The sequence below is a fragment of the Affinibrenneria salicis genome (assembly GCF_008710095.1).
The window spans coordinates 134250-153191 of the sequence record NZ_VYKJ01000012.1; the positions used below are offsets into that span (position 1 = coordinate 134250).

An 18942-nucleotide genomic window follows, 5' to 3' on the forward strand; every position below is an offset into this window, starting at 1 on the left:
TGCGATCGGGCCGCTGTATCAATGATCCGTAAGCCAGTGAACGGGACTCATGAAAAATCTTCGCATTCCTCAAGCCACGTCGCCTTTGGCCACGTGGCTTCATTATCTTGAACACCTGCACGCGCAGTCGATCGATCTGGGACTGGAACGTATTGCTCAGGTGGCCGAACGTCTGAATCTGCTGCGGCCGGCGCCGCGGATCTTTACCGTGGCCGGCACTAACGGTAAAGGCACCACCTGTCGTACGCTGGAAGCGATCCTGATCGCTGCCGGGCTGCGGGTTGGCGTTTATAGTTCTCCGCACCTGCTGCGCTATACCGAGCGGGTGCGTATCCAGAATGAAGAATTGCCCGAAGCGCGGCACAGCGAGGCGTTCGCCGCGATTGAAGCCGGGCGCGGCGGGGTTTCGCTGACCTATTTCGAGTTCGGCACGCTGGCCGCGCTGCATTTGTTCAGTCAGGCGCGGCTGGACGTGGTGATTCTGGAAGTCGGCCTCGGCGGGCGGCTGGACGCCACCAATATCGTCGATGCCGATGTGGCGGTGGTGACCAGCATCGCGCTGGATCATACCGACTGGCTCGGCGCCGATCGCGAAAGCATCGGGCGTGAGAAGGCGGGCATTTTCCGCGCCGCCCGGCCGGCGGTAGTGGGCGAGACGGATATGCCGGCGTCGATCGCCGCCGTCGCGCAAGAGAAGGGCGCGCGTCTGTACCGCCGCGATCGGGACTGGCGCATTGAGGCGCGCGCCGGGGGCTGGGACTGGCGCGTGCGCCAGGGCGACGGCGAGCTGACGCTGCGCGATCTGCCGTTGCCCGCGGTGCCGCTCGCCAATGCCGCCAGCGCGCTGGCGGCGCTGCACTACTCGCCGCTGTCCGTCGATGAGTCGGCTATCCGCCAGGGACTGCGGCAGGCCACCTTGCCCGGTCGTTTCCAACTGGCGGGAGAAAACCCCACGCTGATCCTGGATGTGGCGCACAATCCCCATGCGGCCGGCTATCTGGCCGAACGTCTGGCCGGGCTGCCGACCAGAGGACGCGTGCGCGCGGTGGTCGGCATGCTGGCGGATAAAGACATAGCCGGTACGCTGGCGCGCCTGCGGCCGCAGGTCGACGACTGGTACTGCGCGCCGCTGGAAGGGCCGCGCGGCGCCAGTGCGGAACTGCTGACCCGGCATCTGCCCGCCGCGCGTCAGTTCGCCGACGTGGCCAGCGCCTGGCGGCAGGCGATGGCGGACGCCGGCGAACAGGATATCGTGCTGGTGTGCGGTTCGTTTCACACCGTGGCGCATGTGATGGATGAGCTGGACAAGAGGTAACCGATGGCGAGTAAATTTCAGAACCGTCTGGCGGGGACCATTATCCTGGTTGCACTGGGCGTGATTGTATTGCCTGGTTTACTGGACGGTAAAAAGAAGCATTACGAGGATGAGTTCGCGGCCATACCGCTGGTGCCGAAGCCCGGCGACAGCGATGAAATGGACGCATTGCCGCCGCTGAGCCAGTCATTGCCCAGCCAGCCGCCGGAGGGGGCGGAGGCCATGATGGACAGCGACGATCAGGATGCGGCGGAAGACGGCGCGCCGGCGCGTCCGACCGCGCCCCAGACGCCGCCGCCCGTTGCGGTGACGCCGCCGGCGGTGGAGCGCCCGGTGCAGAAGCCGGTTCCCGCCGAGCCGAAACCGCAGCCGAAACCGGAAGCGAAGCCAAAACCGGAGGTTAAACCGGAGGTTAAACCGGAGCCGAAGCCGGAAACGAAACCGGAACCCCGCACGGAAAGCAAAACGCCGGAAACCGCGCCGGTCGGCCAGGCCTGGGTGGTGCAGCTTGGTGCGCTGAAGAACGCGGATAAAGTTAACGAGATCGTGGCGAAGCTGCGTCTGTCGGGCTACCGGGCCTACACCGTGCCGGCGAATGCGGTGTCGGGACAGATTACCCGCATTTACGTCGGACCGGATGCGTCGAAGCAAAAAATGCAGTCGTCCCTGAGCGAACTGCGGCAGTTGACCGGCCTGAACGGACAGGTCAGGCCGTACGGCGTACGTTAAGCGATCGTCGACCCGGCCTGAGCAACCTGTACCGTCGTCCCGGATCGATCATCCGGGACGGCGTCAGGGCGGGATGCCGGCGCGCCGACGCTAAAACGGCGCGTCGTCGGCCGTTCGCCTTAGCCGGGCGCGCGTGCGTTTCGTCCCGGCCGGAGGCGTTGGTTTGTCGGCCGGCGGTCTGCGCCGACCGCGCGGCCGTTCGCCGTTTTTTTGGCCGCTATCTGCGGGTAAATGTGCTACGCAAACGTTTTCTTTTTCTGTTAGAATGCGCCGCGACGGCTTAACCGTGTTAAAGCCGTTTGTGCTTAGGATAGTTCATGAACTGGGTTGATTACGTCATTATTGGCATTACCGGATTCTCGGCTCTTGTCAGCCTGATCCGTGGTTTTGTGCGCGAAGCGCTTTCGCTGGTGACCTGGGGATGCGCGTTTTTTATTGCCAGTCACTACTACGCTTATCTTGCGGTCTGGTTTACCCGGTTTGAAGATGAGCTGGTGCGTAACGGCATCGCCATTGCCATTCTGTTTATTGCCACGCTAATTGTCGGCGCTATCGTTAACTATGTTATTGGATCGCTGGTTGAGCGTACCGGATTGTCCGGCACCGATCGGGTGCTGGGGATTTGTTTCGGGGCCTTGCGCGGGGTGCTGATTGTCTCCGCCATTTTGTTCTTTCTCGATACATTTACCGGCTTTTCGCAAAGCGCCGACTGGAAGCAATCGCAGTTGATCCCGCAGTTCAGCTATATTATCAGGTGGTTTTTTGACTATCTGCAAAGCACGTCGAGTTTTCTGCCGCGGCATATATGAGCCGCGGTTAGCGCTGATGAGGAAAATACACCATGTGCGGTATTGTCGGTATCGCCGGTTTTACACCGGTCAACCAGTCGATTTATGACGCGTTAACGGTGTTACAGCACCGTGGGCAGGATGCCGCGGGCATTGTTACTATTGATGCCCTGAATCGCTTCCGCTTGCGTAAAGCGAATGGTCTGGTGAAAGACGTGTTTGAAGCACGCCATATGCAGCGTCTGCAGGGGAATATGGGTATCGGGCATGTCCGCTATCCTACCGCGGGCAGTTCCAGCGCTTCAGAGGCGCAGCCTTTCTATGTAAACTCTCCGTACGGCATCACTCTGGCCCATAACGGAAATCTGACCAACGCACATGAACTGCGCAAAAAGTTATTTGAGCAGGGGCGGCGCCACATTAATACCACCTCGGACTCCGAGGTGCTGCTGAATATTTTTGCCGTTGAGCTGGACCGTTTTCAGCACTATCCGCTGGAAGCCGATAACATCTTCTCGGCGATTGCCGCCACTCACCGCCTGGTGCGCGGCGCTTACGCCTGCGTCGGCATGGTGATCGGCCACGGCCTGTTCGCCTTCCGCGATCCGAACGGCATTCGCCCGCTGGTGATCGGCAAACGCACGCTGGACGACGGCCGCGACGAATACATGGTCGCTTCTGAAAGCGTGGCGCTGGATACGCTGGGCTTCGAGTTCCTGCGCGATGTGGCGCCGGGCGAAGGGGTGTACATCACGGAGAAAGGGCAGCTGTTCACCCGCCAGTGCGCGGAAAATCCGAAAAGCAACCCCTGCCTGTTCGAATACGTCTATTTTGCCCGGCCTGATTCGTTTATCGACAAAGTTTCTGTCTACAGCGCCCGCGTGCGCATGGGCCAGAAACTGGGCGAAAAGATTGCCCGCCTCTGGGAAGAGCTGGATATCGATGTGGTGATCCCGATCCCGGAGACGTCCTGCGATATCGCGCTGGAAATCGCCCGCATTATCAATAAGCCATACCGCCAGGGGTTTGTGAAAAACCGCTATGTCGGGCGTACGTTTATTATGCCGGGCCAGCAGGCGCGGCGGAAATCGGTGCGGCGTAAGCTGAACGCCAACCGCGCCGAGTTTCGCGATAAAAACGTGCTGCTGGTGGATGACTCCATCGTGCGCGGCACCACGTCGGAGCAGATCGTGGAGATGGCGCGCGAAGCGGGAGCCAAACGCGTGTATCTGGCCTCGGCCGCGCCGGAAGTGCGCTTCCCCAACGTCTACGGCATCGATATGCCGAGCGCCAACGAGCTGATCGCCCACGGGCGTGAAGTGGATGAAATCCGCGAGCTTATCGGTGCGGACGCGCTGGTGTTCCAGGACCTGAACGACCTGATTGACGCGGTGCGCGAGGATAACCCCGATATCGCGCAGTTCGAGTGTTCGGTGTTCAACGGTATTTACGTCACCAAAGATGTCGACCAGGGTTATCTCGACTATCTGGACGCGCTGCGTAACGATGATGCGAAGGCGCTGCAGGATCAGAACGAAGTCGAAGATCTGGAACTGCACAACGAAGGTTGATTGACGGATAGGGCCAGCGTCTCGCTGGCGCCTTTCTGTGCCGCCGCCCCCCGCACAAGCGGGAGCCGTGCGGCGGTGTCGGATACGCAGGCGCCGCCAACGAGCCTGAGTGACGTCATTCTTTTGAGCTTGCTGACCGCGTCGGCGCTGAGCCGGGGATACCGGGATCTGCCGCGCCGGAGGGCGATCCGTCGGTTAACGTCGCTACGCTCCTTGCCGCGATCTTCCTGATAACGAACGCCGTCGTCAGTCTGAAGGGAAGGGGCGCCAGCCCCTTTCTTTTTTCTTCCCTGTTCGCATTTTCCCTCCGGTCCCGCAGGTTTTCCCGCTCTCCATCGTTTTACCCGCCGTCGGCATCAGATCGCAGCGGCGTCGCCGGCGATGCCCAGCTTACTGAGCACCGTCGGCAGGCTATCCGTCAGCAGCGATTGCAGGTCGCCGAACCAGAACTGCTGTACGCCGATCTGATTAATATACAGGTAAGAGGCGACGCCGAGCGAAAAACAGAGTATGGCCAGCAGCGTGCGGCTGACGTCGTCCCTGAGCTGGCCGCAGACCAGCACCATATAGATCAGCACAAAGATCATCATATTGAACGAGTAGCGGTTTGACACTTCGGCAAAGCTGCGGGTGGTGAAGAAAATCGCGCAGTTGTAGAGGAACATCAGGCGCACCGCGCCGGCCGTGCGGCTGAAGTCGGGGGAGGCGGCGCGCAGCCGGAGACGGCTAAAGATAAACAGGCATTCCACCACGCCGATGTACAGCAGGGTCACCATGATTTTGCGCGCCGGATCGTTGCCGTAGTCGCCGCTGACGTAAGCCTCGGCGCGGGTGGCAAGAAAATCGTTGCCGACGACGGCCAGCAGTTTCGGCATCAGCATACTGCCGGCCAGGTAGCAGAGTGCGAAAATGCCCAGGGCGGTCAGGGTGTTGACGTTTTTCATCCGCTGCGGCAGCAGCAGCCACGGCAGGAACAGGCAGGCCGAAAAATGGCTCAGCGAGGCCAGTATAATCCATAGCAGCATGTCGCGCCGGCGCCGGCAGGATACCGCCAGCACCAGGAAGGAGAGCGCCAGCCCCTGTCGCAGCAGGTTACCGTATAGCCCCTGAAAGTTGTACTGACAGCAGAACAGGAACAGGATTGCGACAAACCACCGGCGCGACAGGCGGTAGACGCCGATCGCCAGCACCGAGAAACTGACGATGAAGACGACGGCGAACGCCGCGTTATTGACGCCGACCAGGCTGGCGCTCAGTTTAAACAAAAAGTGGGAGAGAAAATCCGTGCCGCTAAATCGCTGCAGCCATTCCAGCAGACTATAGCCGCTGCCCAGCTGCATCTCGAGATAATAATTGACCTTGTCGTTCATGATCGGCTCGAGATTTTTGCTGGCCAGCGGCACGACGGCGGCTAGCGTCAGGAGCGCAAAAGCCGCGGCGTTGAGGGTATTGCCGGATTGCCGGCGCAGGATTGTCGCGGCGCTGATCAGACCGACGCAGACCACCGTGGCAATATAGGGCGCGATATAAAAGGCGAGCGCGGCCAGCGACCATAGCAGCCAGCGAGCGGCCTGGGCCATTAATTGGTCGGCGGGGGCCGCGCCGCAATGGCTGGCCGGGTTCAGCATGGTTTAATTCCGTGGTTAATTCTTCTGACGGGCAAACTAGCATGGTCACCGGTCTGACCACAGTGAGTTTTAGTGAAAACCGGCAAATTTTATATTTTACGCCGGGCGGGGCGCGATTCGTCGGCCGTCCGGATGCGTTTTCTCCATGCAGGATGATGGCCTGCCGTGGGTGCAAACGGTCAGCGAAAATGTCGACCGTGCCGGACGGCCACGCGATTTTTCAGACCGGATCGCGCCGCTCGGTTGCCTTTCGCTATTATGTAAAAATAAAGTTAATTAAAAGATCTATATTAACGAGAATTGGCCGGAATTGCCGTCGTAATTTATTCAGCGCCGGGGTTAAATTAGCCTAAGCGTTAATGCTCAGGTGAAATAGTATAAAGAATCAGGCGGCAAGACCCCGGTAGTCACAGTAATTTTTGACGATATGGTTTCATAAATTTTACCAAAATCCCTCTTGTGGCAGCATATTATCTGGTTTTAATTCAAATTAATCGATCAAATCAGATAACTCTCATTTTGTTTCGGCTGTCATTTTGTAGGCTGTCTGGCGATCGGATTAAACAAAATAACCGAATAATTATTCGCCGTATTGTATGAAATTTCACAATTTTACCTGATTTAAAGAATGCGAATTATTTTCATTTGATTCTAAATCAAGAGATTACGGTGATTTACTACGCCAGCAGAGGTAAGGGAAGGCAATGTTGTCAACAGGGAAAATGAGTCGTTTATCCAACCCATTTCTTTTCCAGATAGAGTATGTGAAAAAATGAAATTAACATTTTTTATAAAAATAAACAGTACTGGAATGCACTCTGTTGAGCTTACATTTAAATTCTTGAATATTTTTTCATATTTATATACAAAATGTGCAGGGTAGGCACGCTAAGGAAATTAAAGTGAATCTTGATAGAAAAATAAAGATTAGGAATCTTGACGTGATTATTCCCTCAGGCGAAAAGTCACATCTTCGCTGGAAGGAGTATCAGATACTTTCACTTCTTATAGCCCGATCGCCGGAACTGGTGACGCGTACGGAAATTATAGAAAACACCTGGAAGGGAACTTATTGTTCAGATTCAACGATAAATCAGACAATTAAATCTATTCGGCAGAAAATAGGCGACAGCGAACATACGCTTATCAGAACCATTCCTCGCCTGGGGTATAAGATAGAGAATCAAGAGGTATTTCACTTTACGACGGAGGAAAAAGTTAATGATGAGGATAAAATAATTGAACTGAATCAGGATGTAATCAGTGAGGAACAAGAGGAAATATCCGAAAAACCACATCAGGATGATAAAGGTATGCGGGAAGAGATAATTAAGCATGCGGAAGAGCGGGAAACGGTATATAAGGAGCGTGCCGTACATGAAACGATAAAGCAATCAACCGTGCGCCACTGTGCTTTCGGCCGGAAACATTTTTTCCGATTAACCGGCGGCAGGCTGGTAAAATGCCTGACTATGCTGGCGCTGTTGCTGGTTATTTCACATTTTTCATACGTACTGGGCAACCAGACGCGTCCTCCGGTTATCACTGATATACAAAACAATACCCGGGTAGTGATGACGTTGACGCTGAACGATCCGCTGAACAACAGTTCGCAAACCCTGCTTTGTCTGTATCAGACGAAAGACAGCGCGATGATGACCGGGTCGATAATGGAATGTGTCCGAACGCCGGTGGGGCCGATTACCGTGTTCTACTATCTTTGAGTCCGGCGCAAGACGGGTAAATCGTTACCTGTAATTGGCCAGGTAATACCAACATGTAAATATTATACCCGCCATATTTTACGCTGCTGGTGCATTGGCTGCTTGAGTTGAGACGAATCACTTACCTGAGTGAGCGCATTGGGATTCACTTTCTTGCCGCCTTTCTGAAACTCGAATTATATAGAGTATAGATGTCTGAGGCGTTGAAACTGGAAGCAATAAAAATGACATTTCACCTTCAGCGATGATTTCATCACTTATAATGAACGTTATTTTATTATTTGTTATTTGAAAGTACGGGATGAATTGTCCAGTCTGGTTGCTATTACGAATATTTAGTGTCTGTCTTGTTATGGGCAGGAAATATTGGGAACCTGATTGAGTGACAATTTTATTATGGATAAGCGTAAAGTGGCTATTATTGGTGGCTCCGGATTTATCGGGACAAGACTGGCGAAGCGTCTTAGCGCCCGTTCCGATCTAACGCTGACCATCATTGACAAACGTAAGAGTGAACATTTTCCTGATTTATACCAGTTTGGCGATGTGACAAAACCTGAAACGCTGAAGCAACCGCTGCGTGGATGCGACGCCATTATCAATCTGGCGGCGGAACATCACGATAATGTCGACCCTATTTCTCTGTATTATCAGGTGAATGTCGACGGCGCGCGCAATGTATGTCAGGTCGCTTCGGCGCTTAATATCCCACAGATTATTTTCACCTCTTCGGTGGCGGTGTATGGTTTTGTCAGCAAAGAAACGGGTGAAGAAGGACGTTTCAACCCCTTTAATCATTATGGCAAGTCTAAACTGGAGGCCGAATACGTTTATGAGGCCTGGCATAAAACAGAGTCATCGCGCCGCCTGACGATTATTCGCCCAACCGTGGTATTTGGCGAGGATAACCGAGGCAATGTTTATAACCTGTTCCGGCAAATCGCCAGCGGCTGGTTTGTAATGATTGGCAGCGGAAATAATATGAAATCCATGGCCTACGTGGAGAATATCGCGGCCCGTCTTGAATATGCGCTGGATCAGCAGCCATCTTATCAAATTAGCAACTATGTGGATAAACCGGATTTCACCATGAATCAGCTGGTCGATATTATCTCTGCCGCGTTGGGCAGAAATAATAAGACTATTCGTATTCCCTATTTCTTCGGTTTATGCGCAGCCAGCGTTTTGGATGTGCTGAGTAAAATAATTCATAAGAAATTTCCCGTCAGCCGCGTACGCGTACAGAAATTCTGTGCCCGGACGCAATTTAAAACCAATGTTAACAGCGACTTTGTCGCGCCGGTCAACCTTAATTTGGCAATTGAAAAAACAATCAAACATGAATTTATTAACAAATAAATTCACCTGTTTTTAACAAGCGCAATTTATCGCCGCCTGAGGCGGATACATAGCGGTATTACCCGACGACGCCCCCGTGCGCGTTGTCCGGGATATCGGGTCGTTTTTTGTAGCGCATTGGGAGCTGTAAACCCAGGGGCGGTAGCGTACTTACTCGCTGGAGGAACAATGTTATATCAACTGAGTGTGATATTTATTGTGGCGCTGATACTGGTCGCTATTGCCCGTCAGGCGGCGTTTGCCGTTGGCCTGGTGGATAAACCCGACGCCAGAAAGCGTCACCAGGGACATATCCCGCTGGTGGGCGGCGTGGTGATTTATCTTACCGTGACGCTGATGACCTGCTGGCAGCCGGCGTGGTTGCCGCAGTCCGGCTGCTATGTGCTGTGCATCAGCGCGCTGGCGCTGCTGGGCGTACTGGATGACCGTTTCGACCTGCCGGTGGCGCCGCGCGTGCTGGTGCAGGGCGGCATTGCTTTTACCATGATGCTGGCGGCCGGCATGCAGCTGAATTCCCTGGGGCGGCTATGGGGACAGGGCGAGCTGCTGCTGGGCTACGGCGCGCTGGTCATCACGCCGCTGGCGGTGTGGGCGGCGATTAACGCCTGGAATATGGTGGACGGCATCGACGGGCAGCTCGGCGCGCTGTCGTGCATCACCTTCGCGGCGTTGGCCATCCTGTTCGCCGTCGGCGGCCAGGCGACGCTGGCGCAGTGGTGCCTGGGCGTAATTGCGGCGCTGGCCGCCTTCCTGTTGTTCAATCTCAGCGTATTCGGCTCGGGGCGCAAGGTGTTTATGGGCGATGCCGGCAGCATGGTGATCGGCTTTACCGTGCTGTGGCTGTTGATTGCGGCGACGCAGGGGCCGTCCGCGGTGATGCGTCCGGTCACCGCGCTATGGCTGATCGCGATTCCCCTGATGGATATGGTCACGGTGATGATCCGTCGCGTGCTGCGCGGACAGAGCCCGTTCGTGGCCGGACGCGATCATCTGCACCATATTCTGATGCGGCGCGGGCTGAGCGCGCGTCAGGCGCTGGCGGTCAGCTGTCTGCTGGCGCTGGGGCTGGCGGCCGCGGGCATCGTCAGCGAACGGCTGCGGCTGGCCGAAGGCCCGATGCTGCTCGCCTTTCTGCTGTGTTTCCTGACCTATTTCATCGTGCTGCGTGAATCGCGGCGGGTCAGCGCTTTTACTACACGCTCAACAATTGAACGCTAACGCCGGCGCAGCCGGCAGCGCCGACCCTGTCCGCTTTTAACCTCCTGCGCAGCGGGTCAGCCGTCATGATGAAGCAAGGAACTTTAACAATGAATAACAGCGCACAGCCGATGGTGCTGGCCGAACAGGATGACAAACTGGACTGGGAGAAGCTGGTTGGCCCGCTGTGGGACAACCGTTGGCGCATCGCTCTGTCCATCGGCGCGGCGGCGCTGCTCGGCGTGGCCTATGCCCTGCTGGCGCCCCCGATCTATCAGGCCAGCGCGCTGGTGCAGGTGGAGAAGCCGATTTCCGGCGACGCGCTGCTGCGCGAGACGCTGGAAAGCTCAATCGGCCAGACGCCGGCGACCCAGGACGAAGTCGCGCTGGTGAAATCGCGTTATGTGATCGGCAAAGCGGTGGACGATCTCGATCTGACGGTGCGCATTCGGCCGGATTATTTTCCGCTGGTCGGTCAGGGCATCGCCCGCCTGAGCGGTAAAACGCCGCCGCTGCTGCGTATTGACGCGCTGACCGTGCCGGCGCCGATGCTGGGTGAAAAACTGACGCTGACGGCGCTCGATGCGCAGCGCTATAGCCTGAGCGCCGACGGCGTCACGCTGCTGAGCGGCAGCGTGGGGCAAAACGTGCGCCAGAGCGGCTGGAGTCTGCGCGTCGGCGCGTTGCTGGCGCCGCCCGGCAGCACCTTTACGCTGATGAAAGTGACGCGCCAGAAGGCGGTGGACGATCTGCGTAACGGGCTGGATATCGCGTCCGGCGGCAAAGACAGCGGGATCATGACCTTCAATCTGGAAAGCGAAGATCCGCAGCGCGCCGAAGCGGTGCTGCAGAGCATCACCAACAACTATCTGCAGCAGAATATCGACCGCAAGACCGAAGAAGCGCAGCGCATGCTGGCCTTTCTGCAGCAGCAACTGCCGCAAACTCAGGCGTCGCTGACGCAGGCCGAGAATCAGCTCAATCAATTCCGCCAGCAGAACGATTCGGTGGATTTGTCGCTGGAGGCCAAGTCGGTGCTTGATACTCTGGTGCAGTTGGACGCACAGCTCAATGAGCTGACTTTCCGAGAATCGGAAATCTCCAAACTCTATACTACCTCGCACCCCGCGTATCGTGCGCTGCTGGAAAAGCGCGGTACGCTGGAAGCGGAGAAGGCGCGGCTGGGCAAGCAGGTGCAGGCTTTGCCGAAGACGCAGCAGGAGATCCTGCGCCTGACGCGCGACGTGCAGGTAGATCAGCAGATCTATATGCAACTGATGAATAAACAGCAGGAGTTGAGCATCAGTAAAGCCGGCACCGTGGGCAATATCCGCATTATCGACACCGCGGAAACCAGCCTGAAGCCGGTGAAGCCGCGCAAAATGCTGGTGGTCATCGTCGCCATGCTGTTGGGCGGCGTGCTGTCGGCCTCGTTGGTGCTGCTGCGCGCGGCGTTCCACCGCGGCATCAGCGACACCGACGCGCTGGAAAGGTGCGGCATCAACGTGTACGCCACCGTGCCGCTATCGCCGTGGCAGCAGAAGCGCAATCGCGCTCAGCAGCAGATGCTGGCGAAAAACAGCAGCGGGCGGCTGCCTATTCTGGCGCAAGCGTCGCCGGGCGATTTGTCGGTGGAGGCGATCCGCAGCCTGCGCACCAGCCTGCACTTCGCCATGATGGAAGCGAAAAACAATATTCTGATGGTTTCCGGCGCCAGCCCGGCGTGCGGTAAAAGTTTCACCTGCACCAATCTGGCGGTGGTGATAGCCCAGGCCGGCCAGCGCGTCCTGTTGATTGACGCCGATATGCGCAAAGGGTTTCTGCATCGCTGGATGAATAAACACGGGAGCGTAGGCCTGTCGGATCTGTTGTCCGGCCAGGCGGCGGCCGGGCAGGTGGTGAAACAGACCGATATCGACGGCCTCGATTTTGTGTCGCGCGGTCAGGTGCCGCCCAACCCGTCGGAATTGCTGATGCACCCGCGCTTCGCCGATTTCCTGCGCTGGGCCGGTCAGAGCTACGATCTGGTGTTGATCGATACGCCGCCGGTGCTGGCGGTGACCGACGCCGCAATCGTCGGCCATCACGCCGGCACTTCGCTAATGGTGGTGCATTTCGAAGTCAACACGGTGAAACAGATTGAGACCAGTCTGCGCCGCTTCGAGCAGAACGGCGTGGCGATCAAAGGGGTGATCCTCAACGGCGTGGTGAAGAAAACCGCCAGCGAAACCAGCTATTATGCCTTCGCTTACCCGAGCTATCACGAAAAGGTCAGGTAATGCGATGAAGGCGATGCTGGTCAATTCTCTGTGGCTGATGCTGGAGCGCATATCGCTCAGCCTCTCGGGGATCTTCGTTTCGGTGTACGTCGCGCGCTATCTTGGGCCGGCGCAGTACGGACTGATTAACTATTTGCTTTCGGTGATCGCCATCGGCGTGCCGCTGGTTCAACTGGGGGCCGATACCGTTCTGTTTAACCGCGTGGCCAGGCGCAGGCGCAGCGGGGCGCGGCTGATGCTGGCTTCGATGCGCATCCGCCGTCAGCTGTTCGCTCTGATCGCCGTACCGCTGCTGGCCTGGACGCTGCTGACTCAGGATCGCACCAGTCAGATTATGATGGCGCTGATGCTGGTCAGCGCCTGGTTTTCCGTGCAGGACGTCTACAAAATCTATTACGACGCGCTGCTGAAATCGAAACTTAACACGCTGATTAATAATCTGGCGCTGTTGCTGGCCATCCTGCTGCGGCTGGCGCTGGTGCGCGCCGAACTGTCGCTGGCGTGGTTCGCCGTTCCCTATGTGCTGAGCAGCATGATCCCCTGGCTGGTGCGCGTCTGCCTGTTTCGCCGCGAACGGCGGACCCTGGCGCCGATCTCTCTGCGTCACCAGCGGCGCTATAGCCGCTATTTGCTGCGGGTCGGCTTGCCGCTGGCGGTGTCCAGCCTGTCGATCGTCATCTATACGCGCATTGATCAGATTATGCTGGGCAACGTGCTGGGCGAACATAGCGTCGGTCTTTATAGCGCCGCGATTACCCTGAGTCAGGGCTGGGTGTTCGTACCAATCGCGCTGATTACCTCCATGATGCCGGGCGTGGCCCGCGCGCGTTCGCCGGCCGGGCAGGAGGCGCGCATTCGCCTGCTGTATCTGGTGGTTTTGCTGCTGTCGCTGCCGGTCATTCTGCTGCTGTCGCTGTGCGCCGGACCGATTGTCATTCTGATGTTCGGCGAGCATTACCGCGCCGCCGCCGGCATTCTGGCGCTGTGTTCGGTCACCTCGCTGTTTTCGGTTCTCGGTACGATCTCTTATCGCGCCATCGTACTGTTCGGCGGCTATCGCTTTATCGCGATAAAAATGCCGCTGGCGGCGCTGGTCAATGTGCTGCTGAATGTGCTGCTAATCCCGCGATACGGCATTACCGGCGCGGCGGTCTCCACGCTGATCACCGAGTTTATTTCATTTTTTGTGCTCAATGGTTTCTTCAGGGGAGGGCAAATAACGCGCTTACAGCTTACCTGCTACCGTTGTTTGCCCGGATTAATAGGGAGGGTAAGAGAAGTCAATGTTAAATAGTCTGGTGAAAGGGGTATATCGGCATATGCCCGATGCATTATATCATCGGTTAAAATACGCTATGTTTTTTCGTAAGGTTCCTCATCTGGCGCGCCCGGTTTATTACAGCGAAAAATTAATGCGCAGAAAAGTCTACCCGCAGAGAATATTTACCCGACTTTCCGATAAGTATCAGGTGCGGGATTATATTGCCAAACTGTGGGGAGAGGAATATTTAATTGAACTTTATGCGCACGGCGAAAAACTAACGCAAGAGATGTTCGACGCATTACCCAATGCGTTTGTGATTAAGGCCAATCACGGCAGTGGTTATAACAAACTGGTGTTTGATAAAAGCCAGACCAGCTTCGCGGAACTGCAGGCGCTGACCCGCGACTGGCTGCGGCAGAATTTTTATCAGGTATACCGCGAGCGGCATTACAAAGATATTCCCCCGCGCATCATGGTGGAAAGAATGCTGCAGGAAGACGGCAAGGTTCCGAACGATATCAAGATTCACTGTTTTAATCGCGGCGGACAGATACGTTTTTTTATTCAGGTGGATTATCAGAGGTTTAGCCATCATCAGCGCGACTTTTTCGATGAGAACTGGAACCGTACCGAAATCCGTATGGGGGTGCCGAACAGCGCGACGCCGATGGCCCGTCCGAGCCAGTTGACGAAGATGCTGGAACTGACTCGCCAGGTGGCGCAGCGCTTTTCCTATGTGCGGGTGGATTTCTATCAGGTACATGAACGCGTTTATTTCGGCGAACTGACCTTTACTCCTGGCGCCGGACTACAGCGATTAACACCGGAAACTATCGAGCGGGAGTGGGGCAGCTATTTTCTGGATTAATTCGCAGATTTATCTCTCAGTCGGAAATTTTTTTTGTTTAATTCTGCATTTTATAATCGGTAAGAGAATAATGATGATCTATGCGGGATCTATATTCTAAATAATTCGATTGGCACAGTAAGAATGCCTTTATAACAGGGCGAATCCTTTAATGCGCGGGATTTAAATCAGGCCGCCTGAATAATGGGAAATATGCATTCCGGAGGTGATATGCAGCAGCGGAAAATAGCCATTGTGATTGAGAATATCGCTGAAAAAGGCGGAACCGAACGCGTCGCCAGCAGCCTGGCCAATGCGCTGGCCGGCCGTTTCGGTTATCGGGTGGACTTACTGTCGATAAGCGGCGATCGATCGTTTTACCCGCTGGCGCCTGAGGTGCGGCTGCGCTTTATGCGCGGTAAAACGCCGGGCTGGTCATGGCGTCTGGCGTGGTTTATGCGCGCCGGACGCTACGACAGCATTATCACCATTTCGATGGGGCGCCTGTCGGTGATTATGGTGCCCTGCCTGCGCCTGCTGTGCCCGCGCAGCCGGCTGCTGCTGAGCGAACACGTCAGCTTCCATCAGTATCCGTGGCCGATGAAGTGGCTGAAGCTGCTGGTCTACCTGCTGGGCGATCGCACCATCCTGCTGACGCAGAAAGATTTGCGCAATATTCGCCGCTGGGTGCCGGCCGACAAGTGTCTGGTGATTGAAAATGTGTCGCCGTTTCCCCTGCAGCCGCCGCGTCACGAGGCGCAGCCGCCGGTAGCGCTGGCGGTTGGCCGCCTGTGTTTTCAGAAAGGCTTCGATCGGCTGATCGCCGCCTGGCAACAGATTGCGACGCGCCCGGCCGCTGGCGACTGGCGGCTGCACATCGTCGGCGACGGACCGGATCGCGCGGCGCTGCAGCGGCAAATCGACCAGGCCGGCCTGAGCGATCGCATCATGTTGCTGCCCGCCACGCCGAATATCGCCGACCACTATCGCCGCGCCAGCCTGCTGCTGCTGACTTCACGCTACGAGGGCCTGCCGATGGTGCTGATTGAAGCAATGAGCTTTGGCCTGCCGCTGGTGGCGTTCGACTGCCAGACCGGCCCGGCCGAGCTGATTGAACACGACGGCAATGGCTACCTGGTGACTGAAGGCGATATCGCGGCCTTCAGCGAACGTACGCTGGCGTTGATCGAAAACGCGCCGCTGCGGGCGCGTTTTGCCCGCCGTTCGCTGGAAAAGGCGCAGCGCTTCAGCCCTGAGCGTATCTATTCCCAATGGCAACAGCTTATCGCGTGAGGCGAATATGAACGAAAAAGTATCAATCATTATGCCGGCGTACAACGCGGCAAAAACCATCCGGCAGTCGATTCTGGGCGTGCTTAATCAGAGCTGGCAGGACTATCACCTGTACGTGGTCGACGACGCCTCGACGGACGACACCGCTCGGGTCGTGCGGCCGTTTATCAGCGACAGGCTGACTTACCTGCGCAACCGCAGCAATCAGGGGGTGGCCGAAACGCGCAACGTGGCGCTCGAAGCGGCGCGCGGCGACTATATCGCCTTTTGCGACAGCGACGATATCTGGTACGGGCATAAGCTGGCGCGCCAGGTGAGCATTCTGGACAGCGGCCGTTATGACGTGGTGTGTTCTCACTACCACACCTTCGAACAGGATCCGGAACAGGTCAGGAATTATCGCGGCGGCGCGGAAATTATCGCCTACGACGACATGCTGAAGAGCAACTGGATCGGCAATCTAACCGGGATCTACAACCAGCGCCGCACGGGGAAGGTGTATCAGCGCCGGGTCGGACACGAAGATTACGTGATGTGGCTGTCGGTGCTGGCGCAGGCGCGCAACCGGCAGGCGTACTGCGTGCCGGAGGCGCTGGCGCTATACCGGCTGTCGCCGCAGTCGGTATCCGGCAACAAGATTCGGGCGGCCGACTGGCAGTGGCGGATTTATCGCCGCTATCTGGGATTATCCTGGCAGATGTCCTGCTATATGTTCTCGGCCTATCTGTATAACGCGGTAATGAAACGACAATGAGCGCCGCCACTTTCTTGCGGCGCGGCCTGGCGCTGGCCGCCGGGCTCTGGCTGAGCGCCGCCAGCGCCGGCGCGCCGGCGGTCGACGCCGGACTGAACGCGCCGCTCGCCGGGGGGCGCGCCGAACCGAACCGGGTCACGCTGGATGCCCAGGGCTATACGCTGCGCGACGGTCAGCGTTTCTTTCCGCTCGGCATCTATATGTATGGCGAGATGGCGACGGATGAGCACCTGGCGCGCATTCGCGACGCCGGATTCAATACCTTGCTGAACTATAACTACGGCGCGGGGCGCGATCCCTACCAGTACTTTCGCAAGACGCAACAGTATGGCCTGCAGGTGATCTACTCGGTGAAGGATTTCTACGCCGGCACCCGCTTTGCGCCGAAAACCCGTCTGAGCTATGAGCAACTGACCGCCCGCTACGTGGAGCGGTTTCGTCATCAGCCGAATCTGCTGGCCTGGTACATCAATGACGAACTGGGGCCGGACTATGTGCCGCAGCTCGAACAGATGCACCGCCAGGTTAAACAGTTGGACCCGGATCGGCTGACGTTCCAGGTGCTGAATCAGATCGGGATGCTCAAGTCCTATTTCAACAGTACGGATGTGCTGGCCAGCGATCCTTATCCGGTGGGGGTGGACGCCAACCTGAACCGGACGCTCAGCTATACCCGGCAGACGGTGGCGGCGGCGGAACAGGCCAGAGGCGCCTGGCTGGTGATCCAGATTATGGATCACGCCGCCTATAACCGTTGGCGTTGGCCGTATCAGCCCAGCGAAGCGGAAATTCGCAATCAGGCCTGGCTGGGGTTGATTGGCGGCGCCAAAGGTCTGCTGTTCTACTCCTATACCGATCTGTTTTACAAACGCCAGCGCGGCGCTTTCCGGCAACAGGAATTTGACGACGTCTGGCAGGACGTCAGCCAGGTCGCGCGCCAGCTCGACAGCTTTAATCCGTTCCTGCTTTCCGGCGACAGCCAGCTGCTGAACGGCAGCGACGAGCGCCTTGCGGCGCGGCTGTTTATCGACGGCGATCGCGGCCTGGTGTTGATCGTCAACCCCTATTATCGACCGATAACCTCACGCTTTGCGCTGCCCGACGGCTGGCGCTGGCAGGGACAAAGCCAGATAGACGCGGCATTGCCGTCCATGGGCAGCCGCGCCCTGCGGCTGCAGCGCGCGACAGAAAAGGATAACCCATCGTCATGAACATAATGCTAAGCCTGATCATTCCGGTTTATAAGGTTGAGGCTTATATCGAAGACTGTCTGAACTCGGTGCTGAGCCAGCTGCCGCCCTGGGCCGAAGTGATCCTGGTGAATGACGGCAGCCCGGACGACGCCATGCTCGTCGCCGGCCAGGTCATCGAACGTTTCGTCCATCTGCAGCGTCAGATCATCATCCTGGAACAGCCTAATCAGGGACTGAGCGCCGCCCGCAATACCGGGATCGGCCATGCCCGCGGCCGCTATATCGGCTTCTTGGATTCGGACGATCTGTTGCTGGCCGACTACTTTAATTTGCTTGGCCGACTGCTGGCGGATAATCCGCAGGCGGATATCGTGGCGTTTAACGCGCGTCGTTTCTCCGCCATCAGCGAGGGACATATTCAGTCGGACGGCGTGATGAATATGGTGGCCGGCAATGACGTCGCGCAGGATCGCGGCGCCAGGCTGGCGCTGCTGCAGGACACGTTCAATCGCGGCATGTGGTACGCCTGGGCGCGCATCTATCATGCGACGCTGTTCGAAGGGGCGCGTTTTCCGCGCGGGCGGAATTTCGAGGATATTCATCTGATCCCGCAGCTTTATCTGCAGGCGCAGCGTTTTGTCACCTGCACCGCGCCGCTGGTGGCCTACCGCTGCAATCCCGACGGCATCACGCGCGCGCCGAAACGGCGCGATCTGGACGATCTGGATCATGCGCTCAGCCATGCCGCGCTGGCGCGCCATGAGGGACAGGAGCAGGGCCTGTATTCAATTCTGTACGTCACCACGCTGAAAGCCCGGCTGCTGGTCGGACTCGAATGTCTGGGACTGGCGTCGGCGCTGCGTGAAACCATCGGCCTGAAACGCAGCTATCCGTCGCTGAACCGCGAAGAGCAGCGTCTGCTGAGCCGCCGCAATTTGCTGTTTTACCACAGTCCGCTGTCCTACTACCTGGCGGCCAGCCTGCGTAACCGCGTTGGATAA

14 protein-coding genes and 1 pseudogene are annotated in these 18942 nt (G+C 57.3%); 14 read left to right on the forward strand and 1 reads right to left on the reverse strand.

Going from position 1 to position 18942, the window contains the following annotated elements; genetic code table 11:
• Positions 1–49: 49 nt before the first annotated feature.
• The 4 genes from folC (at position 50) to purF (ending at position 4403) form a co-directional block, all read left to right on the forward strand.
• Positions 50–1315, forward strand: a complete 1266-nt coding sequence (gene folC / locus FJU30_RS20215) for a bifunctional tetrahydrofolate synthase/dihydrofolate synthase (protein WP_150436776.1) — start codon at positions 50–52, stop codon at positions 1313–1315.
• Between the two features lie 3 nt (positions 1316–1318).
• Entirely contained in the window at positions 1319–2044 is a 726-nt protein-coding gene (dedD, locus tag FJU30_RS20220; RefSeq protein ID WP_150436777.1) for a cell division protein DedD, read from the forward strand.
• A gap of 317 nt (positions 2045–2361) precedes the next feature.
• Complete coding sequence (gene cvpA, locus FJU30_RS20225) at positions 2362–2853, forward strand: colicin V production protein (RefSeq protein ID WP_150436778.1); 492 nt, start codon at positions 2362–2364, stop codon at positions 2851–2853.
• Positions 2854–2885: 32 nt separating this feature from the next.
• Entirely contained in the window at positions 2886–4403 is a 1518-nt protein-coding gene (purF, locus tag FJU30_RS20230; protein ID WP_150436779.1) for an amidophosphoribosyltransferase, read from the forward strand.
• Between the two features lie 356 nt (positions 4404–4759).
• Here the strand turns inward: purF and FJU30_RS20235 are convergent, their stop codons facing one another.
• Positions 4760–6031, reverse strand: coding sequence for an EpsG family protein (locus tag FJU30_RS20235; RefSeq protein ID WP_150436780.1), 1272 nt, complete (start codon positions 6029–6031; stop codon positions 4760–4762).
• Between the two features lie 902 nt (positions 6032–6933).
• On the opposite strand from FJU30_RS20235, the gene FJU30_RS20240 reads away from it, so the two are divergent.
• From FJU30_RS20240 to FJU30_RS20285, 10 genes and pseudogenes are all read left to right on the forward strand, one after another.
• Positions 6934–7755, forward strand: coding sequence for a winged helix-turn-helix domain-containing protein (locus FJU30_RS20240; RefSeq protein ID WP_150436781.1), 822 nt, complete (start codon positions 6934–6936; stop codon positions 7753–7755).
• 396 nt (positions 7756–8151) lie between these two features.
• A complete protein-coding gene (locus FJU30_RS20245) occupies positions 8152–9114 on the forward strand; it encodes an NAD-dependent epimerase/dehydratase family protein (protein WP_150436782.1) in 963 nt (320 codons plus the stop codon).
• A 168-nt stretch (positions 9115–9282) separates the two neighbouring features.
• Complete coding sequence (gene wecA, locus FJU30_RS20250; protein ID WP_150436783.1) at positions 9283–10332, forward strand: UDP-N-acetylglucosamine--undecaprenyl-phosphate N-acetylglucosaminephosphotransferase; 1050 nt, start codon at positions 9283–9285, stop codon at positions 10330–10332.
• 89 nt (positions 10333–10421) lie between these two features.
• Positions 10422–12590, forward strand: coding sequence for a polysaccharide biosynthesis tyrosine autokinase (locus tag FJU30_RS20255; protein ID WP_150436784.1), 2169 nt, complete (start codon positions 10422–10424; stop codon positions 12588–12590).
• Positions 12591–12594: 4 nt separating this feature from the next.
• Positions 12595–13884: a flippase gene (locus FJU30_RS20260; RefSeq protein WP_150436785.1), complete on the forward strand. Its 1290-nt coding sequence runs from the start codon at positions 12595–12597 to the stop codon at positions 13882–13884.
• Positions 13874–14722 carry an ATP-grasp fold amidoligase family protein gene (locus FJU30_RS20265; RefSeq protein ID WP_150436786.1) on the forward strand — a complete coding sequence of 283 codons (849 nt, stop codon included), beginning with the start codon at positions 13874–13876 and terminating at the stop codon, positions 14720–14722. The genes FJU30_RS20260 and FJU30_RS20265 overlap by 11 nt, the downstream gene beginning before the upstream one ends.
• Before the next feature lie 210 nt (positions 14723–14932).
• A complete protein-coding gene (locus tag FJU30_RS20270; protein ID WP_150436787.1) occupies positions 14933–15994 on the forward strand; it encodes a glycosyltransferase family 4 protein in 1062 nt (353 codons plus the stop codon).
• Between the two features lie 31 nt (positions 15995–16025).
• Positions 16026–16748 (forward strand): glycosyltransferase family 2 protein, encoded by a 723-nt coding sequence (locus FJU30_RS20275; RefSeq protein ID WP_150436844.1) that lies wholly within the window; start codon positions 16026–16028, stop codon positions 16746–16748.
• Between the two features lie 101 nt (positions 16749–16849).
• Positions 16850–17959: pseudogene (locus FJU30_RS20280) on the forward strand (carbohydrate-binding protein CenC); the annotation flags it as partial.
• Complete coding sequence (locus tag FJU30_RS20285) at positions 17956–18942, forward strand: glycosyltransferase family 2 protein (RefSeq protein WP_150436788.1); 987 nt, start codon at positions 17956–17958, stop codon at positions 18940–18942. The pseudogene FJU30_RS20280 and the gene FJU30_RS20285, both read left to right, overlap by 4 nt.